Origin of the sequence: Streptomyces sp. NPDC052687 (assembly GCF_040678395.1) — a bacterium.
Lineage (GTDB): Bacteria > Actinomycetota > Actinomycetes > Streptomycetales > Streptomycetaceae > Streptomyces.
Window position 1 is genome coordinate 49126 of the sequence record NZ_JBFATR010000022.1, and the last position, 16526, is coordinate 65651.

A 16526-nucleotide genomic window follows, 5' to 3' on the forward strand; every position below is an offset into this window, starting at 1 on the left:
AGACATGGCCAAGCTCGAACTGCTCCCCGCCGTCGACGTCCGCGACGGCCAGGCCGTCCGCCTCGTGCACGGCGAGTCCGGCACCGAGACCTCCTACGGCTCCCCGCTGGAGGCCGCCCTCGCCTGGCAGCGCGCGGGCGCCGAGTGGCTGCACCTGGTCGACCTGGACGCGGCCTTCGGCACCGGCGACAACCGGGAGCTGATCGCCGAGGTGACGAAGGCGATGGACATCAAGGTGGAGCTGTCCGGCGGCATCCGTGACGACGCCTCCCTGGCCGCCGCGCTCGCCACCGGCTGCACCCGCGTCAACCTCGGCACGGCCGCCCTGGAGACCCCCGAGTGGGTCGCCAAGGTCATCGCCGAGCACGGCGACAAGATCGCGGTGGGCCTGGACGTGCGGGGCACCACCCTGCGCGGCCGGGGCTGGACCCGCGACGGCGGCGACCTCTACGAGACGCTGGACCGCCTCAACAAGGAGGGCTGCGCGCGGTACGTCGTCACCGACATCGCCAAGGACGGCACCCTCCAGGGCCCCAACCTGGACCTGCTGAAGAACGTCTGCGCGGCCACCGACCGCCCGGTGGTGGCCTCCGGCGGCGTCTCCTCCCTGGACGACCTGCGCGCGATCTCCGAGCTGGTCCCGCTCGGTGTCGAGGGCGCCATCGTCGGGAAGGCGCTGTACGCGAAGGCGTTCACCCTGGAAGAGGCCCTGGAGGCAGTGTCGTCATGACGTCCGAAGCCGTGCGGCGTGTGCAGAGCGGAAGTCCCTGGGAAGAGTCCTTCGGTTTCGCACGCGCCGTCGCGGCGGGCGACCGCGTCCTCGTCGGCGGCACCACGTCCTTCAAGGGCGACGTGCTGTACGGCGAGGGCGACCCGTACGAACAGGCCAAGGTGGCCTTCACCAGCGCCCTGGAGGCGATCGGTGAACTCGGGCTCGGCGTCGAGTCCGTGATCCGCACCCGGATGTACCTGACGCACGCCCGGGACGTGGACGAGGTGGGCCGCGCCCACAAGGAAATCTTCGGCACGGTACGTCCGGTGTCCACCCTCCTGGTGGTGGAGGGCTTCGTGGACCCGCGCATCCTGGTCGAGGTCGAAGTAGAGGCATTCAGAGGAGCCGAGCAGTCATGACCCTGGCGGTCCGAGTCATCCCCTGCCTGGACGTGGACAACGGCCGGGTCGTCAAGGGCGTCAACTTCCAGAACCTGCGCGACGCGGGCGACCCCGTCGAGATGGCGAAGGTGTACGACGCCGAGGGCGCCGACGAGCTGACGTTCCTGGACATCACCGCGTCCTCCGGCAACCGCGAGACGACCTACGACGTGGTGCGCCGCACCGCCGAGCAGGTCTTCATCCCGCTCACCGTGGGCGGCGGCGTGCGCACGGCCGAGGACGTGGACAGGCTGCTGCGGGCCGGCGCGGACAAGGTCGGCGTGAACACCGCCGCCATCGCCCGCCCGGACCTGATCCGGGAGATCGCCGAGCGCTTCGGCCGGCAGGTCCTCGTCCTGTCCGTGGACGCCCGCCGCACCGAGTCGGGCTCCTTCGAGGTCACCACCCACGGCGGCCGGCGCGGCACCGGCATCGACGCCGTCGAGTGGGCGCACCGGGCCGCCGAGCTGGGCGCGGGCGAGATCCTGCTGAACTCGATGGACGCCGACGGCACCAAGGACGGCTACGACCTGGAGATGATCCGCGCCGTGCGCAAGCACGTCACGGTCCCCGTCATCGCCTCCGGCGGCGCCGGCCGGCTCGCCGACTTCCCGCCCGCCGTCGAGGCCGGCGCGGACGCGGTCCTCGCGGCCTCCGTCTTCCACTTCGGCGACCTGCGCATCGGCGAGGTCAAGCAGACCCTGAGGGAAGCCGGGCACCCCGTCCGCTGACCCGGCACGGGGCGCCGCTGCGACCGTTTCAGATGCCCAGCTGCTTGCTGTCGTGCAGGCGCTCGATCGCGTCCGCGTCGCCGTCCAGGTCCACCTTGGCCGCGCTCTGCCGGCCGTAGAGGAACAGCAGCAGCTCGGACGGCTCGCCGGTCACCGTCACGACCGGGGTGCCCCGGTGGGCGACGGCGGTCCGGCCGTCGGGGCGGCGCAGCACCAGGCCGGTGGGGGAGCCACGGCCCATCAGCCGGGCCGTGCGCTCCAGCCGGGACCACAGGGCGTCCTGGAAGACCGGGTCGAGCGTCCGCGCCGACCACTCCGGCTGGGCGCGGCGGACGTCCTCCGCGTGGACGTAGAACTCGACCGTGTTGGACATCTCGTCGATCTGCTTGAGGGCGAACGGCGAGAAACGCGGCGGACCGTTGCGGATGAGCTGGATCAGCTCCTCGTACGGCTTCGCCGCGAACTCCTCCATCACCTTGTCCAGGCGGGGGGCGAGCTGTTTGATCAGCAGACCGCCGGCCGCGTCCGGGCGGCGCTCGCGCACCACCACGTGCGCGGCGAGGTCCCGGGTCCGCCAGCCCTCGCACAGGGTGGGAGCCTCCGGGCCCGCGGTCTCCAAGAGCTCGGCGAGAAGTAGCCGTTCACGCTTGGCAAAGGTCGACATGCGGTTCAGCCTACGACCGCAGTCCCGGTCCGCCCACCCGTCGCCCGGCCACCGCCCCTCGTCCAGGCGCTGCGCGCCGCCCCGCTCATCTGGTGGACAGCGGGCCGGGAGTGCCGCTCCCGCGCGGCACAATGGCACCCATGACCAGCACGCCTCCGCCCAGCAGGCCCAGCAGCCTGGACCCCGAGATCGCCGCGCGCCTCAAGCGCAGCGCCGACGGTCTCCTGCCCGCCATCGCCCAGCAGTACGACACCGGAGAGGTGCTCATGCTCGGCTGGATGGACGACGAGGCGCTGCACCGCACCCTGACCACCGGCCGCTGCACCTACTGGTCGCGCAGCCGCCAGGAGTACTGGGTCAAGGGCGACACCTCCGGCCACGTCCAGTGGGTGAAGTCCGTCGCCCTGGACTGCGACGCGGACACCGTGCTCGTCAAGGTCGACCAGGTCGGCGCCGCCTGCCACACCGGCGCCCGCACCTGCTTCGACGAGGACGTGCTGCTCAAGGACGCCGGCGCGCCGGCCTCGGATCAGTAAGGTCGGCCGCCATGGACCTCGAGACCTTCCGCAAGCTCGCCACCGACCGCCGCGTCATCCCCGTCACCCGCAAGCTCCTCGCCGACGGCGACACCCCGGTCGCGCTCTACCGCAAGCTCGCCGCCGAGCGCCCCGGCACCTTCCTCCTGGAGTCCGCGGAGAACGGCCGCTCGTGGTCCCGCTACTCCTTCGTCGGCGTCCGCTCCGCCGCCACCCTCACCGAGCGCGACGGCCGCGCCCACTGGCTGGGCGCCCCGCCCGTCGGCGTCCCGGTCGACGGCGACCCGCTCGCCGCCCTGCGCGCCACCATCGAGGCGCTGCACACCCCGCACCAGGAGGGCCTGCCCCCGTTCACCGGCGGCATGGTCGGCTACCTCGGCTACGACATCGTGCGCCGCCTGGAGAAGATCGGCCCCGGCGGGCGCGACGACCTGCGGCTGCCCGAGCTGACCATGCTCCTCACCAGCGACCTCGCCGTGATGGACCACTGGGAGGGCTCGGTCCTGCTGATCGCCAACGCGATCAACCACAACGACCTGGACACCGGCGTCGACGAGGCCTACACGGACGCGGTCGCCCGCCTCGACGCCATGGAGGCCGACCTGTCCCGCGCGGTCGCCCAGCCGCCCGCCGTGCTGCCGCCCTCCGAGCTGCCCGAGTACACCGCGCGCTGGGGCGGCCCCGCGTACCAGGCCGCCGTCGAGGACATCAAGGAACGCATCCGCGCGGGCGAGGCCTTCCAGGTGGTGCCCTCCCAGCGGTTCGAGACGCCCTGCACGGCGAGCGCCCTCGACGTCTACCGGGTGCTGCGGGCGACGAACCCGTCGCCGTACATGTACCTGTTCCGCTTCGACGGCTTCGACGTCGTCGGCTCCTCCCCGGAGGCGCTGGTCAAGGTCGAGGACGGGCGGGCCATGGTGCACCCCATCGCGGGCACCCGGCACCGCGGCGCCACCCCGCGGGAGGACCAGGCCCTCGCCGAGGAACTGCTCGCCGACCCCAAGGAGCGCGCCGAGCACCTGATGCTCGTCGACCTCGGCCGCAACGACCTGGGCCGGGTCTGCGAACCGGGCTCGGTCGAGGTCGTCGACTTCATGTCCATCGAGCGGTACTCGCACGTGATGCACATCGTCTCCACGGTCACCGGCAAGGTCGCCGCCGGCCGCACCGCGTTCGACGTGCTCACCGCCTGCTTCCCGGCCGGCACCCTCTCCGGCGCGCCGAAGCCGCGCGCGATGCAGATCATCGACGAGCTGGAGCCGTCCCGGCGCGGCCTGTACGGCGGCTGCGTCGGCTACCTCGACTTCGCGGGCGACTCCGACACCGCCATCGCCATCCGCACCGCCCTGCTGCGCGACGGCACCGCCTACGTCCAGGCGGGCGCCGGCGTCGTCGCCGACTCCGACCCGGTCGCCGAGGACACCGAGTGCCGCAACAAGGCGGCGGCGGTCCTGCGGGCCGTCCACACCGCCAACCGGCTCGGCGCACGGAGCCGGTGAGCAGGTAGGGCACGGATCACGTCGGCCCCGGGTGACGGTCCGCCCGGGGCTCAGGCGATAGTGGAGTACGTGACTGCCGTACCTCACCCCCGTCCCGAAGCCGCACCGTCCGCGCGCGCCGGACGCCGCAGCCTCGCCCTCGCGCTGCTGTGCGGCGCGCTCGGCGCGGCCGTGGCGCTGCTGGCCACCCGCCAGCAGTGGTCGCAGGGCACCGCGACGGTGGCGGGCGGCTCCTTCCCCCTGACCGCCCGCGGCAGTGACGTGACCGGCGTCCCCGCGGCCCTGGCCGTCGTGGGCCTCGCCGCGCTCGTCGCCGTGTTCGCCGTCCGCCGCGCCGGCCGCCTCGTGGTCGCCGCGCTGCTCACGCTCTCCGGCGCCGGCATCGTCGTGGCCGCCCTGCTCGGCGCCTCCGACACCACCGCGCTCGACGAGCGGGCCGCCCGCGCCTCCGGCGACACCTCCGCCACCGTCCACGCGCTCAGCCACACCGCGTGGCCGTACGTCGCGGCCGCCGGCGGCGTCCTGATCCTGCTGGCCGGACTGCTCGCCCTGCGCTACGGCCGGCTGTGGCCCGCGATGTCCGGCCGCTACGAGCGCTCCGGCGCCCCCCGCCCGCGCCGCGCCGCCCCGGCGGTCGACCCGGACCGGCCCGAGGACCTGTGGAAGGCCCTGGACCGCGGCGAGGACCCGACCGGCACCGGCCCGGCCTGACCCGGCCCGGCGACCCCCCGGCCGGATGTGGCGAAACAGACGCCACCGGGAGGCCACCCCCGCGCACGGCACCCACGCGCGTACGGGACAATGGACGACGAGCGTCAGGCTCGGACACGTACACGGCTACGAGGAGCAAGCAATGGCGGACAGCAGCCACGGGCACGGTCACACCCCGGCCGCCTGGACCGGTGTCATCATCGCCTTCATCGGTTTCACCGTCGCGGGTGCCTTCATGGTGATGGCCAACCCGCTGGGTGTCGTCGGCGGCCTGGTCCTCGCGGCCCTCGGTGGTGTCGTCGGCGGCGTGATGCGTGCGATGGGCCTGGGCATGCCGAAGGCGCAGCCCCTGCGCATGGCCGAGGGCGCCACGACCGGGAAGAAGGCCCCCGCGGCCACCCGCGAGCCCGTCGCCGCCGAGAGCTGATCCGGCGCGGCACACACCAGCGACTTCGTCGAGGGGCGGCCCACGGGCCGCCCCTCACGCGCGTCCGCACCCGCGCGGGGGCACAATGCGGGAATGACCGCCGACCGCCGCCCCCCGACACCGGCCCCGGCCCGGCCCGCCGCACCCACCACGGCCGCCGCACCCACCACGGCCCGGCCCATCGGGTCGCCCGCGGCCCGGTCCGCTCCGGCCCGGTCCACCGCTCTCCGGTCCACCGCTGCCCGGCTGGCCGTGCCCGCCGCGGTGCTCGCGGCCGTCGCAGGTGCCTTCGCGTACGTCGGAGCGGTCGACCCCAACGAACCCGGCCACTACCCGGCCTGCCCGCTGCTGCGCCTCACTGGCGTCTACTGCCCAGGCTGCGGCGGACTGCGCAGCGCCCACGCCGTCGTCCACGGCGATCTCCCGGCCGCGCTGCAGGCCAACGCGGTGGCGGTCGCCGGGTACGCGCTGTTCGCCGTGGTGTGGACCATCTGGGTGGTCCGCGCGGCCCGCGGCCGGCCGTTCCGCCTCGAACCGCGCTCCGCGCACCTGTGGGCGGCCGGCGCGTTGCTGCTGGTCTTCACCGTTGTCCGGAACCTGCCGTTCGGCGGCTGGTTGCATCCTTGATCATCGAACGGACGTCCAGGTAGTGGGACCGCCGTCAACCGGATGCGAGGCCTTCGCCCTCCTCCGGATACCATCGCAGTGACCATAGGTTTCGACCGACCGCTGTGACAGTCAGCCGACTGGAAGGGGGCCGCTCGCGTGAGTGTGCTCGACGAGATCATCGACGGAGTCCGTGCCGACCTCGCGGAACGGCAGGCGCGCGTCAGCCTCGACGAGCTCAAGGAGCGCGCGGCGAAGGCTCCCGCCGCCAAGGACGGGATCGCCGCGCTCAAGGGCGACGGCGTCAAGGTGATCTGCGAGGTCAAGCGCTCCAGCCCGTCCAAGGGCGCGCTGGCCGCGATCGCCGACCCCGCCGGACTCGCCGCGGACTACGAGGCGGGCGGCGCGGCCGTCATCTCCGTCCTCACCGAGCAGCGCCGTTTCGGCGGTTCCCTCGCCGACCTGGAGGCGGTCCGCTCCCGGGTGGACATCCCGGTCCTGCGCAAGGACTTCATCGTCACCTCGTACCAGCTGTGGGAGGCCCGCGCGTACGGCGCCGACCTCGCCCTGCTGATCGTGGCCGCCCTGGACCAGCCCGCGCTGGAGTCGCTGATCGAGCGCGCGGTGTCCATCGGGCTCACGCCCCTCGTCGAGGTGCACGACGAGGACGAGGTCGAGCGCGCGGTCGACGCGGGCGCCAAGGTCATCGGCGTCAACGCGCGCAACCTCAAGACCCTGGAGGTCGACCGCTCCACCTTCGAGCGGGTGGCCCCGGAGATCCCCGACAGCATCGTCAAGATCGCCGAGTCCGGCATCCGCGGCCCGCACGACCTCATCGCCTACGCCAACGCCGGGGCCGACGCCGTCCTGGTCGGCGAGTCCCTGGTCACCGGCAAGGACCCGAAGACGGCCGTCGCCGACCTGGTGGCCGCGGGCGAGCACCCGGCACTGCGCCACGGCCGGAGCTGAACCTCGTTAGAGTGGGCCCACGATGACGCTCCCGATCACCCTCGCCGTCCCGGACCGGTACGCCCGCCTCGCGCGCGGCTGCCGCCCCCGGGGCTGCCGCGCGCCCGCCCGCCGGGTGCACGGCCGCCGGGTGCGGTACGTCATCGGTGACGAGCCCGGCCAGGTCAACGGCCGTCGATGGCAGCGCGCCCTCCAGGGGCGCGGGGACCTGCGCGACCGGCCACGGACGACCTGAGGCCCACACCACAACCCCGCCCCCACGGCGACAGTGTCTCTTCACCACACTCACCGTGAGGCTCCAGCATGCCCAGCACCTTCTTCATCCCCGACCCGGAGGGCCAGGTCCCGAACGCGGCGGGCTACTTCGGCGCGTTCGGCGGCAAGTTCATCCCGGAGGCCCTCGTCGCCGCCGTGGACGAGGTCGCCGTCGAGTACGACAAGGCCAGGAACGACCCCGAGTTCGCCCGCGAGCTGGACGACCTGCTCGTCCACTACACGGGCCGCCCCTCGGCGCTCACCGAGGTCCCCCGCTTCGCCGCGCAGGCCGGCGGCGCCCGGATCTTCCTCAAGCGCGAGGACCTGAACCACACCGGCTCGCACAAGATCAACAACGTGCTCGGCCAGGCCCTGCTCACCAAGCGCATGGGCAAGACCCGCGTCATCGCCGAGACCGGCGCCGGCCAGCACGGCGTCGCCACGGCCACCGCGTGCGCCCTGTTCGGCCTCGACTGCACGATCTACATGGGCGAGATCGACACCCAGCGCCAGGCCCTGAACGTGGCCCGCATGCGCATGCTCGGCGCCGAGGTCATCGCCGTGAAGTCGGGCAGCCGCACCCTGAAGGACGCCATCAACGAGGCGTTCCGCGACTGGGTCGCCAACGTCGACCACACCCACTACCTGTTCGGCACCGTCGCCGGACCGCACCCCTTCCCGGCCATGGTCCGCGACTTCCACCGCGTCATCGGCGTCGAAGCCCGCCGCCAGCTCCTGGAGCGCGCCGGACGCCTGCCCGACGCCGCCATCGCCTGCGTCGGCGGCGGCTCCAACGCCATCGGCCTGTTCCACGCCTTCATCCCCGACGAGTCCGTCCGCCTCATCGGCTGCGAGCCCGCCGGACACGGCGTCGAGACCGGCGAGCACGCGGCCACCCTGACCGCGGGCGAGCCCGGCATCCTGCACGGCTCCCGGTCCTACGTCCTGCAGGACGACGAGGGCCAGATCACCGAGCCGTACTCGATCTCGGCCGGCCTGGACTACCCGGGCATCGGCCCCGAGCACTCCTACCTGAAGGACACCGGCCGCGCCGAGTACCGCGCGGTCACCGACGACGCGGCCATGCAGGCGCTGCGCCTGCTGTCCCGCACCGAGGGCATCATCCCCGCCATCGAGAGCGCCCACGCCCTGGCCGGCGCCCTGGAGGTCGGCCGGGAACTCGGCGAGGACGGGCTGATCGTGGTCAACCTGTCCGGCCGCGGCGACAAGGACATGGACACCGCCGCGCGCTACTTCGGCCTGTACGACACCGACGCCGAGGTCGCCGAGGACGCCTCCGGCACCGCCGAGATCGAGGGGGACGCCAAGTGAGCGGGAACATCCGGCTGTTGACCGACACCCTCGCCACGGCGAAGGCCGAGGGCCGCGCCGCCCTCATCGCCTACCTCCCGGCCGGCTTCCCGACCGTGGACGGCGGCATCGACGCGGTCAAGGCCGTGCTCGACGGCGGGGCGGACATCGTCGAGGTCGGACTGCCGCACAGCGATCCCGTCCTGGACGGCCCGGTCATCCAGACCGCCGACGACATCGCCCTGCGCGGCGGCGTGCGGATCGCCGACGTGATGCGCACGGTCCGCGAGGCGTTCGCGGCCACCGGCAAGCCGGTGCTCGTCATGACGTACTGGAACCCCATCGACCGCTACGGCGTCGAGCGGTTCACCGCCGAACTGGCCGAGGCGGGCGGCGCGGGCTGCATCCTGCCCGACCTGCCCGTGCAGGAGTCCGCGCTGTGGCGCGAGCACGCCGAGAAGCACGGCCTCGCGACCGTGTTCGTGGTGGCGCCCAGCAGCAGGGACCAGCGGCTCGCCGAGATCACCGCGGCGGGCAGCGGCTTCGTCTACGCCGCCTCCCTGATGGGCGTCACCGGCACCCGCGAGTCGGTCGGCGCGCAGGCGCAGAACCTGGTGGAGCGCACCCGCGCCACCACCGAACTGCCCGTCTGCGTCGGCCTCGGCGTCTCCGACGCGGCCCAGGCCGCCGAGGTCGCCGGCTTCGCCGACGGGGTCATCGTCGGCTCCGCCTTCGTCAAGCGGATGCTGGACGCCCCCGACCACGCCGCCGGGGTCGAGGCCGTCCGCGCCCTCGCCGGTGAACTGGCCAAGGGCGTGCGCCGGCAGGCGTAGCGGCGGGGAGTGACAGACCCGATCGTCGTACGGGTCGCTCGAACGGGTGGACCTGGAGCCGGGGAGGCGCGCTGCGCCTCCCCGGTTCGTTCTGCGGGGTGTGAGCGAGAAGAACCGTGATGGAAAGCGCACCGCCCGGGAACGGCTGGCGGCGGAGCGCGAGATGCAGAAGGCCGCGGAGAAGCGGCGGCGCACGCTGATCGTGGGGGCGAGCGTCGTCTGCGTCCTGGCCCTGGCGGCGGTGATCGGCGTGGTCGCCGCCAACGCGGGCAAGGACGACGGCGGCGACACCGCGGGCCCGGTCGTGGCACCCTCGGGCGCCAACGGCGAGGACGACCTGGTCATCCCGGTCGGCGAGAGCGGCGCCAGGTCGACGCTCACCGTCTGGGAGGACTTCCGCTGCCCGGCCTGCAAGTCCTTCGAGACCAACTACCGCTCGACGATCCACGAGCTGACCGCTGCCGGCCGGCTGAGAGTCGAGTACCGCCTGGCCACCATCATCGACGGCAACATGGGCGGCGGCGGCTCGCGCGCCGCGGCCAACGCCGCCGCCTGCGCCCAGGACGCGGGGAAGTTCGTCGAGTTCCACGACGTGCTGTTCGACAACCAGCCTTCGGAGACCGACGACGCGTTCGCCGAGAAGGGCAAGCTGATCGAGCTGGCGGGCAAGGTAGACGGCCTCGACACCCCCGCGTTCAGGAAGTGCGTCGAGGACGGCACGCACAACGCCTGGGTCGACAAGTCCGCCCAGGCCTTCAGCAGCGGCGGCTTCACCGGCACCCCGACCGTCCTGCTCGACGGCAAGAACATCTACCAGGACCAGACGATGACCCCGGCCAAGCTCAAGCAGCAGGTGGAGGCGAAGGCAGGGGGATGACGGGGGCGACGGGAGCGACGGGGATGACCGGGCTGACAGGGACGGCGCGGGGCGACCGCCCGTTATGGACCCGTAGCCGGGCTGCCCGTCGCCCGGCCGGTCCGGCACGGTAGCGTCGACCCTGCCATGGAACTTGCCTACATTCCCAGCCCGTCGCGCGGGGTGCTGTACCTCGGCCCCATTCCGCTGCGCGGCTACGCGTTCTGCATCATCATCGGTGTCTTCGTTGCCGTCTGGCTCGGCAACAAGCGGTGGATCGCCCGCGGCGGGAGGGCCGGCACGGTCGCCGACATCGCTGTCTGGGCGGTGCCGTTCGGCCTGATCGGCGGCCGGCTGTACCACGTGATCACGGACTACCAGCTGTACTTCAGCGAGGGCCGTGACTGGGTGGACGCCTTCAAGATCTGGGAGGGCGGCCTCGGCATCTGGGGCGCCATCGCGCTCGGCGCGCTGGGCGCGTGGATCGGCTGCCGCCGTCGCGGCATCCCGCTGCCCGCCTACGCCGACGCCATCGCCCCCGGCATCGCCTTCGCCCAGGCGATCGGCCGCTGGGGCAACTGGTTCAACCAGGAGCTGTACGGGCGGGAGACCGACCTGCCGTGGGCGCTGCACATCACGTCCACCGCGGACGGCCGGATGCCCGGGTACTACCACCCGACGTTCCTGTACGAGTCGCTGTGGTGCGTCGGTGTGGCGCTGCTGGTGATCTGGGCCGACCGGCGCTTCAAGCTGGGCCATGGCCGGGCGTTCGCGCTGTACGTCGCCGCGTACTGCGCGGGCCGGTTCTGGATCGAGTACATGCGCGTCGACGACGCGCACGAGCTGCTGGGCCTGCGGCTGAACAACTGGACGGCGCTGCTCGTCTTCCTGCTCGCCGTGGTCTACCTCGTGGTGTCGGCGAAGAAGCGGCCGGGCCGCGAGGAGGTCGTGGAGCCGGGTGCCTCCGGCGGCGGCACGGATGCCGCCGACGCCTCCAGCGCCTCGGACGCGTCCGGTGACTCCGCCGCTTCCGACACCTCGGACGTCTCGAAGGGCTCAGGGGTTTCGGCTGCCTCCGCGGGTGCGGCCGGGTCCGGGGCGAAGGCCGCGGACGCCGTGCGGGACGAGGACCGGGCCGAGGCGAGAAGCAAGGCCAAGGGCAAGGGCGAGGACAAGGCTGCCGGCGAGGCCGGGGACACGGCCGGCAGCGCGGCCAAGGACACGGCCGGCACCGCGGCCGGCGACGCGGCGGACGGCGCGGCCGGTGAGAAGGCCGGGGACGGGGCCGGGCCGGCCAAGAAGTCCTGACGGCCGGTCACGCGGACGACGGCGAGGGCGCCCGGAGGTCTTCCGGGCGCCCTCGCCGCGTCAGCGGCGGCTGCCGAGGGCCAGGATCCGCTGGGCCGCCGCCACCACCGCCGCGTCCACGAAGGTGCCGTCCTCCAGGGCCTGCGCCCCGGCCTCCCGCGCGGCCGCCTTCACCACCGCCTCCGCGTGCTCCAGCTCCTGCCGGGTGGGCAGGTAGGCCCGTTCGATCACCGGCAGCTGGCGCGGGTGGAGGGCCGCGCGGCCCAGGAAGCCCAGGGCGCGGCCGTGGGCGCAGGAGGCGGCCAGGCCGTCCAGGTCCCGGATGTCGGGGTGGACGGACTGCGCCGGGGGCGGCAGCCCCGCCGCGCGGGCGGCGACGACGACGCGGGAGCGCGGCCAGTCGAGGCCCGCGTCGCCCCGCAGCCCCAGATCGGCCCGGAGGTCGGCCTCGCCCAGGGCGATCCCGCGCAGGGCCGGGTGGGCGGTGGCGATGGCGTGGGCGCGCTCGATCGCCAGGGCCGATTCGAGCAGGGCGTACAGGGCGGGGGCGCCGCCCTCGGCGAGTGCCGTGTGCTCGGCGATCCGCACGACCTGCTGCGGCGCGGTCACCTTCGGCAGGCGCAGTCCGGACACCCCGGGCAGACCGGCCAGCGCCCGCAGGTCGGCCGCCGCGAGCGGACCGCCAAGCGCGTTCACGCGGACGTGCACCGGGACCGGCTGGGGTGCGGCGAGGAGTTCGGCGGTGGCCGCGCGGGCGTACTCCTTGCGGTCCGGGGCGACCGCGTCCTCCAGGTCGACGATCACCACGTCGGCGCCGCAGGTGAGGGCCTTGGCGACCGTCGCCGGGCGGTCGCCGGGGACGTAGAGCCAGGTCAGCGGGATCACAGCGCGCCCTCCGCGCGCAGCGCGGCCAGCTCGTCGGGGGTCAGGCCCGCCTCGGTGAGGACGGTCTCGGTGTCCGCGCCGTGCGGGCGGCCGGCCCAGCGGATCGCGCCGGGGGTAGCGGAGAGCCGGAAGAGCACGTTCTGCATGCGCAGCGGCCCGAGTTCGGGGTCGTGGACGGTGGTGATGGTGTCGAGGGCCGCGTACTGCGGGTCGGTCATCACGTCCCGTACGTCCTGGATGGGGGCGACCGCGGCCTCCGCCTTCTCGAAGGCCTCCAGGACCTCGGCGCGGGTGTGCCGGGCGATCCAGGAGCCGACCGCCTCGTCCAGGACGTCGCTGTGCCGGGCGCGGTCGGCGCCGGTGGCGAACCAGGGCTGCTCGATCAGGTCCGGGCGGCCGACCAGCCGCATCACGCGTTCGGCGATCGAGTTCGCGGAGGTGGAGACGGCGACCCAGGTGCCGTCGGCGGTGCGGTAGGTGTTGCGCGGGGCGTTGTTCTGGGAGCGGTTGCCGGTACGGGGCTGGACGTGACCCAGCTGGTCGTACCAGAGGGGGTGCGGGCCGAGGACGGTCAGGATCGGCTCGATGAGCGCCATGTCCACGACCTGGCCCTCGCCGGTGCGGTCGCGGGCGGCGAGCGCGGTCAGCACGGCGTACGCCGTGGCCAGCCCGGCGATCGAGTCGGCGAGGCCGAACGGCGGCAGCGTCGGGGGCGCGTCGGGCTCGCCGGTGATCGCGGCGAACCCGCTCATCGCCTCGGCGAGGGTGCCGAAGCCGGGGCGGTGCGCGTACGGTCCGAACTGGCCGAAGCCGGTGACGCGGGCCAGCACCAGGCGGGGGTTGGCGGCGGACAGCTCCGGCCAGCCGAGGTCCCATTTCTCCAGGGTGCCGGGGCGGAAGTTCTCGATGATCACGTCGGCGCCGGCGGCGAGCCGCAGGAGGGTGGTGCGGCCGCCGGGCTTGGACAGGTCGAGGGTGATCGTGCGCTTGTTGCGGCCGAGCATCTTCCACCACAGGCCCACCCCGTCCTTCGACGGGCCGTGGCCGCGGGACGGGTCGGGCCGCACCGGATGCTCGACCTTGATCACGTCCGCGCCGAAGTCGCCGAGCAGGGTGGCGGCGAGCGGACCGGCGAACAGGGTGGCGACGTCGAGGACGCGCAGCCCGGCGAGCGGGGGTGCCGGGGGAGGCGGAACCTGGTTCATGGGCGGGTCGCCTCCTGGAGGGTGAGCTGGGCCAGGGTGTCGAAGCCGGTGCCGTCGAAACCGGAGAGGGTGGTGGCCAGGCGGTTCTTCAGCGGGGCCGTCCAGCGCTCGGGCAGCGCCTCGGGCGAGCCGGCGAGCAGGCCGGCGACGCTGCCGGCCGTGGCGCCGACGGAGTCGGTGTCCCAGCCCCCGGAGACCGCGCGGCAGATGGAGCCGGAGAAGTCGCCGTCGGCGTGGGTGAGGGCGGCGGCGAGCAGGGCGGTGTTGGGGACGGCGTGCACCCAGTGGTGGCCGGCGTCGTAGGTGGCGTGGAGTTCGTCCACGACCGTGTCGAAGTCGTCGTGCGCGCCGGCCAGTTCGATGGCGTGCCGGACCGCGCGGGCCAGCCGGGAGCGGGGCGGGACGACGGTGAGGCCGGTGCGCAGGCACGCGTGGACGTCGTACGTCCCGGTGGCGGCGCGGGCGATGACGGCGGCGGTGAACATCGCGGCGTAGACGCCGTTGGCGGTGTGGGTGAGGGTGGCGTCGCGGTGGGCCTGGGCGGCGGCGCGGGCCGGGTCGCCGGGGTTGGTCCAGCCGTGTGCGTCGGCGCGGATGAGGGCGCCGATCCACTCGCGGAACGGGTTGCGGTGGCGGGCCGTGCGCGGGGGTTCGAGGCCGCACAGCAGGTTGCGGTAGGCGACGCGTTCGGCGGTGAAGGTGCGGCCGGCGGGGAGTTCGTCGAGCCACAGGGCGGCGACGTCCTCGGTGCCGAAGTCCCGGCCGTGGCGGCGCAGCAGCAGCAGGTTCAGCAGGGGGTAGTCGAGGTCGTCGTCCTCGGGCATGCCGTCGATGTTCTCGGCGAGGCAGGTGGCGGCCGAGCGGCGGTTCCAGGGGTATCTGGCGGCGAGGTCGGCGGGCAGCCCGCGGGCGGTGAAGTACGTGGTGAGCGGCCAGTTCCCGGTGGCGCGGGCCAGGTGGCGGATGCCGTCCAGGGGGAGCTTCTCGACGGGTTTGCCGAGCAGGCAGCCGACGGCCCGGCCGAGCCAGGCGGCGTGCAGGCGGGGCAGGAGGTCCGGCGGGGCGGCGGGGGCGGCCGGGGCGGACGGCCAGTCGGGGCACAGGGCAACGATCCGGTCCAGGTCCGTCGGTTCCCGGTCCGCCAGCCTGCTGGGCAGGTCGGCGAGTTCGTCGAGCAGGTCCTCGGCGAGCAGGCGCAGATAGCGCGAGCACGGCTCGGGGGAGGCGCCGGCCCGGGCGGGGGCCTCGCAGCCGCCGGCCGCCTTCCACCGCTTCGCGATCGCGGACGGTTCGCGGCCGTCCTGGGCGGCCTGGCGCAGTTCGTGGCCGAGCAGGTCCTCGGGCTGGACCCAGGTCAGTCGGAGCATCCGGTGCCTCCCAGCGCGGCGAACGCCTCCTCGTGGGCGCGGCGGCGCCGTACGTCACGGGCGAAGATCTCCCGGGTCACCTCGGTGAGCACGCGCGCCGGTTCGCGCAGGTCCAGGCGGCTGGCCTCGGCGACGGTCTTCGCCCAGTCCTCGGGCACCGGCGAGCCGAGGGTGCCGGCCAGCGCGCCGGCCATGGTGGCGATCGAGTCGCAGTCACGGCCGTAGTTGACCGCGCCGAGCACCGCGTGCCGGTAGTCGCCGCCCGCGACCAGCAACATGCCGAGCGCGACCGGCAGTTCCTCGATCGCGTGCAGCCGGGAGGGGCGGCGGGCGGCCAGGGAGGGGGAGCGGTAGTCGGGGCCGACGGTGTCGTACGGGGCGACCGCCTCGCGCAGCGGGACCAGCGCGGACTCGAAGTCGCGGTGGCGGGCGGCGGTCTCGCAGACCCGCTCGATGGCCGCGCGGGTGCCGTCCTTCGCCAGGGACAGACAGGCGGCCACCACCGAGTCCGGGGTCGCGCCGGGGGCGCACGCCGCGGCCACCGCCGCCGCGAAGACTCCGGCCGCCTCCCTGCCGTACGACGACTGGTGGGCGCCCGCGACATCCAGCGCCTCGGCGTACGCGCCCGCCGGGTGGGCGGCGTTGACCAGGCCGACCGGGGCCATGTACATCGCCGCCCCGCAGTTGACGATGTTTCCGGTGCCGGCCTCGCGGGGGTCGGCATGGCCGTAGTGGAGGCGGGCCACGAGCCACTTCTCCGCGAGGAAGATCCGCTGCAACGGCAGGGCCTCCGCCTCCAGTTCGGGGATCCAGCGCGGGGTGGTCATCAGGTCGGGGACCAGGTGGTCGGCGATCGCGTAGGCGTCCAGGTGGTCGCGGACGCGGTCGTAGACCCGGACCAGCGCGTGCGTCATGAGGGTGTCGTCGGTGACGTGGCCGTCGCCCTTGTGGTACGGGGCGATGGGGCGGGCGGTGCGCCAGGCGTCGCCGTTCCAGGGGCCGACGATGCCGTGGACGCGGCCGCCGTGGCGTTCGAGGATCTGGTCGGGGGAGTAGCCCTCCACGGGGCCGCCGAGGGCGTCGCCGACGGCGGCGCCGACCAGGGCGCCGGTGATCCGTTCGGCGAGGGACTCCGCCCGGCCTTCCCTTTCCCGGCTTTCCTCACGCCGGGCGGGTTCTCCTCGGTTTTGTTCTTCTGTGGGCGTCATGCC

At 73.9% G+C, this 16526-nt stretch carries 19 protein-coding genes; 14 read left to right on the forward strand and 5 right to left on the reverse strand.

Annotated features, from left to right (window positions below; all coding sequences use genetic code 11):
• The first annotated feature begins 4 nt into the window (after nt 1-4).
• From priA to hisF, 3 genes are read left to right on the forward strand one after another with little or no spacing between them, the layout of a single operon-like run.
• Nucleotides 5-730 carry a bifunctional 1-(5-phosphoribosyl)-5-((5-phosphoribosylamino)methylideneamino)imidazole-4-carboxamide isomerase/phosphoribosylanthranilate isomerase PriA gene (priA, locus tag AB0K92_RS19255; protein WP_365924352.1) on the forward strand — a complete coding sequence of 242 codons (726 nt, stop codon included), beginning with the start codon at nt 5-7 and terminating at the stop codon, nt 728-730.
• Nucleotides 727-1131 (forward strand): RidA family protein, encoded by a 405-nt coding sequence (locus tag AB0K92_RS19260; RefSeq protein WP_365924354.1) that lies wholly within the window; start codon nt 727-729, stop codon nt 1129-1131. The genes priA and AB0K92_RS19260 overlap by 4 nt, the downstream gene beginning before the upstream one ends.
• Nucleotides 1128-1883: an imidazole glycerol phosphate synthase subunit HisF gene (gene hisF, locus AB0K92_RS19265; RefSeq protein WP_165997585.1), complete on the forward strand. Its 756-nt coding sequence runs from the start codon at nt 1128-1130 to the stop codon at nt 1881-1883. Before AB0K92_RS19260 ends, hisF begins: the two co-directional genes overlap by 4 nt.
• A gap of 28 nt (nt 1884-1911) precedes the next feature.
• Here the strand turns inward: hisF and AB0K92_RS19270 are convergent, their stop codons facing one another.
• Nucleotides 1912-2547, reverse strand: coding sequence for a TIGR03085 family metal-binding protein (locus AB0K92_RS19270; protein ID WP_365924356.1), 636 nt, complete (start codon nt 2545-2547; stop codon nt 1912-1914).
• 140 nt (nt 2548-2687) lie between these two features.
• On the opposite strand from AB0K92_RS19270, the gene hisI reads away from it, so the two are divergent.
• The 11 genes from hisI to lgt all read left to right on the forward strand — a co-directional run bounded on the left by hisI (nt 2688) and on the right by lgt (nt 11858).
• Nucleotides 2688-3083, forward strand: a complete 396-nt coding sequence (gene hisI, locus AB0K92_RS19275; RefSeq protein ID WP_165997583.1) for a phosphoribosyl-AMP cyclohydrolase — start codon at nt 2688-2690, stop codon at nt 3081-3083.
• Nucleotides 3084-3094: 11 nt separating this feature from the next.
• Entirely contained in the window at nt 3095-4582 is a 1488-nt protein-coding gene (locus AB0K92_RS19280; protein WP_365924358.1) for an anthranilate synthase component I, read from the forward strand.
• Nucleotides 4583-4642: 60 nt separating this feature from the next.
• Entirely contained in the window at nt 4643-5293 is a 651-nt protein-coding gene (locus tag AB0K92_RS19285) for a TIGR02234 family membrane protein (protein WP_365924360.1), read from the forward strand.
• A gap of 142 nt (nt 5294-5435) precedes the next feature.
• Nucleotides 5436-5720, forward strand: a complete 285-nt coding sequence (locus AB0K92_RS19290; protein WP_365924362.1) for an HGxxPAAW family protein — start codon at nt 5436-5438, stop codon at nt 5718-5720.
• A 93-nt stretch (nt 5721-5813) separates the two neighbouring features.
• The gene (locus AB0K92_RS19295; RefSeq protein ID WP_365924364.1) at nt 5814-6347 is read left to right on the forward strand and encodes a DUF2752 domain-containing protein; all 534 of its coding nucleotides are present in this window, start codon (nt 5814-5816) and stop codon (nt 6345-6347) included.
• Nucleotides 6348-6485: 138 nt separating this feature from the next.
• The gene (gene trpC / locus AB0K92_RS19300) at nt 6486-7295 is read left to right on the forward strand and encodes an indole-3-glycerol phosphate synthase TrpC (protein WP_165997573.1); all 810 of its coding nucleotides are present in this window, start codon (nt 6486-6488) and stop codon (nt 7293-7295) included.
• 22 nt (nt 7296-7317) lie between these two features.
• Nucleotides 7318-7530 carry a tryptophan biosynthesis modulator TrpM gene (locus tag AB0K92_RS19305; RefSeq protein WP_165997571.1) on the forward strand — a complete coding sequence of 71 codons (213 nt, stop codon included), beginning with the start codon at nt 7318-7320 and terminating at the stop codon, nt 7528-7530.
• Nucleotides 7531-7598: 68 nt separating this feature from the next.
• Nucleotides 7599-8882 carry a tryptophan synthase subunit beta gene (gene trpB, locus AB0K92_RS19310; RefSeq protein ID WP_365924367.1) on the forward strand — a complete coding sequence of 428 codons (1284 nt, stop codon included), beginning with the start codon at nt 7599-7601 and terminating at the stop codon, nt 8880-8882.
• Nucleotides 8879-9694, forward strand: a complete 816-nt coding sequence (gene trpA / locus AB0K92_RS19315; RefSeq protein ID WP_365924369.1) for a tryptophan synthase subunit alpha — start codon at nt 8879-8881, stop codon at nt 9692-9694. The genes trpB and trpA overlap by 4 nt, the downstream gene beginning before the upstream one ends.
• 100 nt (nt 9695-9794) lie before the next feature.
• Nucleotides 9795-10571, forward strand: a complete 777-nt coding sequence (locus tag AB0K92_RS19320) for a thioredoxin domain-containing protein (protein ID WP_365924371.1) — start codon at nt 9795-9797, stop codon at nt 10569-10571.
• Between the two features lie 126 nt (nt 10572-10697).
• The gene (lgt, locus tag AB0K92_RS19325) at nt 10698-11858 is read left to right on the forward strand and encodes a prolipoprotein diacylglyceryl transferase (protein WP_365924373.1); all 1161 of its coding nucleotides are present in this window, start codon (nt 10698-10700) and stop codon (nt 11856-11858) included.
• Between the two features lie 60 nt (nt 11859-11918).
• Here the strand turns inward: lgt and AB0K92_RS19330 are convergent, their stop codons facing one another.
• From AB0K92_RS19330 to AB0K92_RS19345, 4 genes are read right to left on the reverse strand one after another with little or no spacing between them, the layout of a single operon-like run.
• Nucleotides 11919-12743 (reverse strand): CoA ester lyase, encoded by an 825-nt coding sequence (locus AB0K92_RS19330; RefSeq protein ID WP_365924375.1) that lies wholly within the window; start codon nt 12741-12743, stop codon nt 11919-11921.
• Entirely contained in the window at nt 12740-13948 is a 1209-nt protein-coding gene (locus AB0K92_RS19335) for a CoA transferase (RefSeq protein ID WP_365924377.1), read from the reverse strand. The genes AB0K92_RS19330 and AB0K92_RS19335 overlap by 4 nt, the downstream gene beginning before the upstream one ends.
• On the reverse strand, nt 13945-15315 hold the full coding sequence (locus AB0K92_RS19340; RefSeq protein WP_365924379.1) for an ADP-ribosylglycohydrolase family protein: 1371 nt from the start codon (nt 15313-15315) through the stop codon (nt 13945-13947). Before AB0K92_RS19340 ends, AB0K92_RS19335 begins: the two co-directional genes overlap by 4 nt.
• Nucleotides 15303-16523, reverse strand: coding sequence for an ADP-ribosylglycohydrolase family protein (locus tag AB0K92_RS19345; protein WP_365924381.1), 1221 nt, complete (start codon nt 16521-16523; stop codon nt 15303-15305). Before AB0K92_RS19345 ends, AB0K92_RS19340 begins: the two co-directional genes overlap by 13 nt.
• Between the last annotated feature and the right edge of the window lie 3 nt (nt 16524-16526).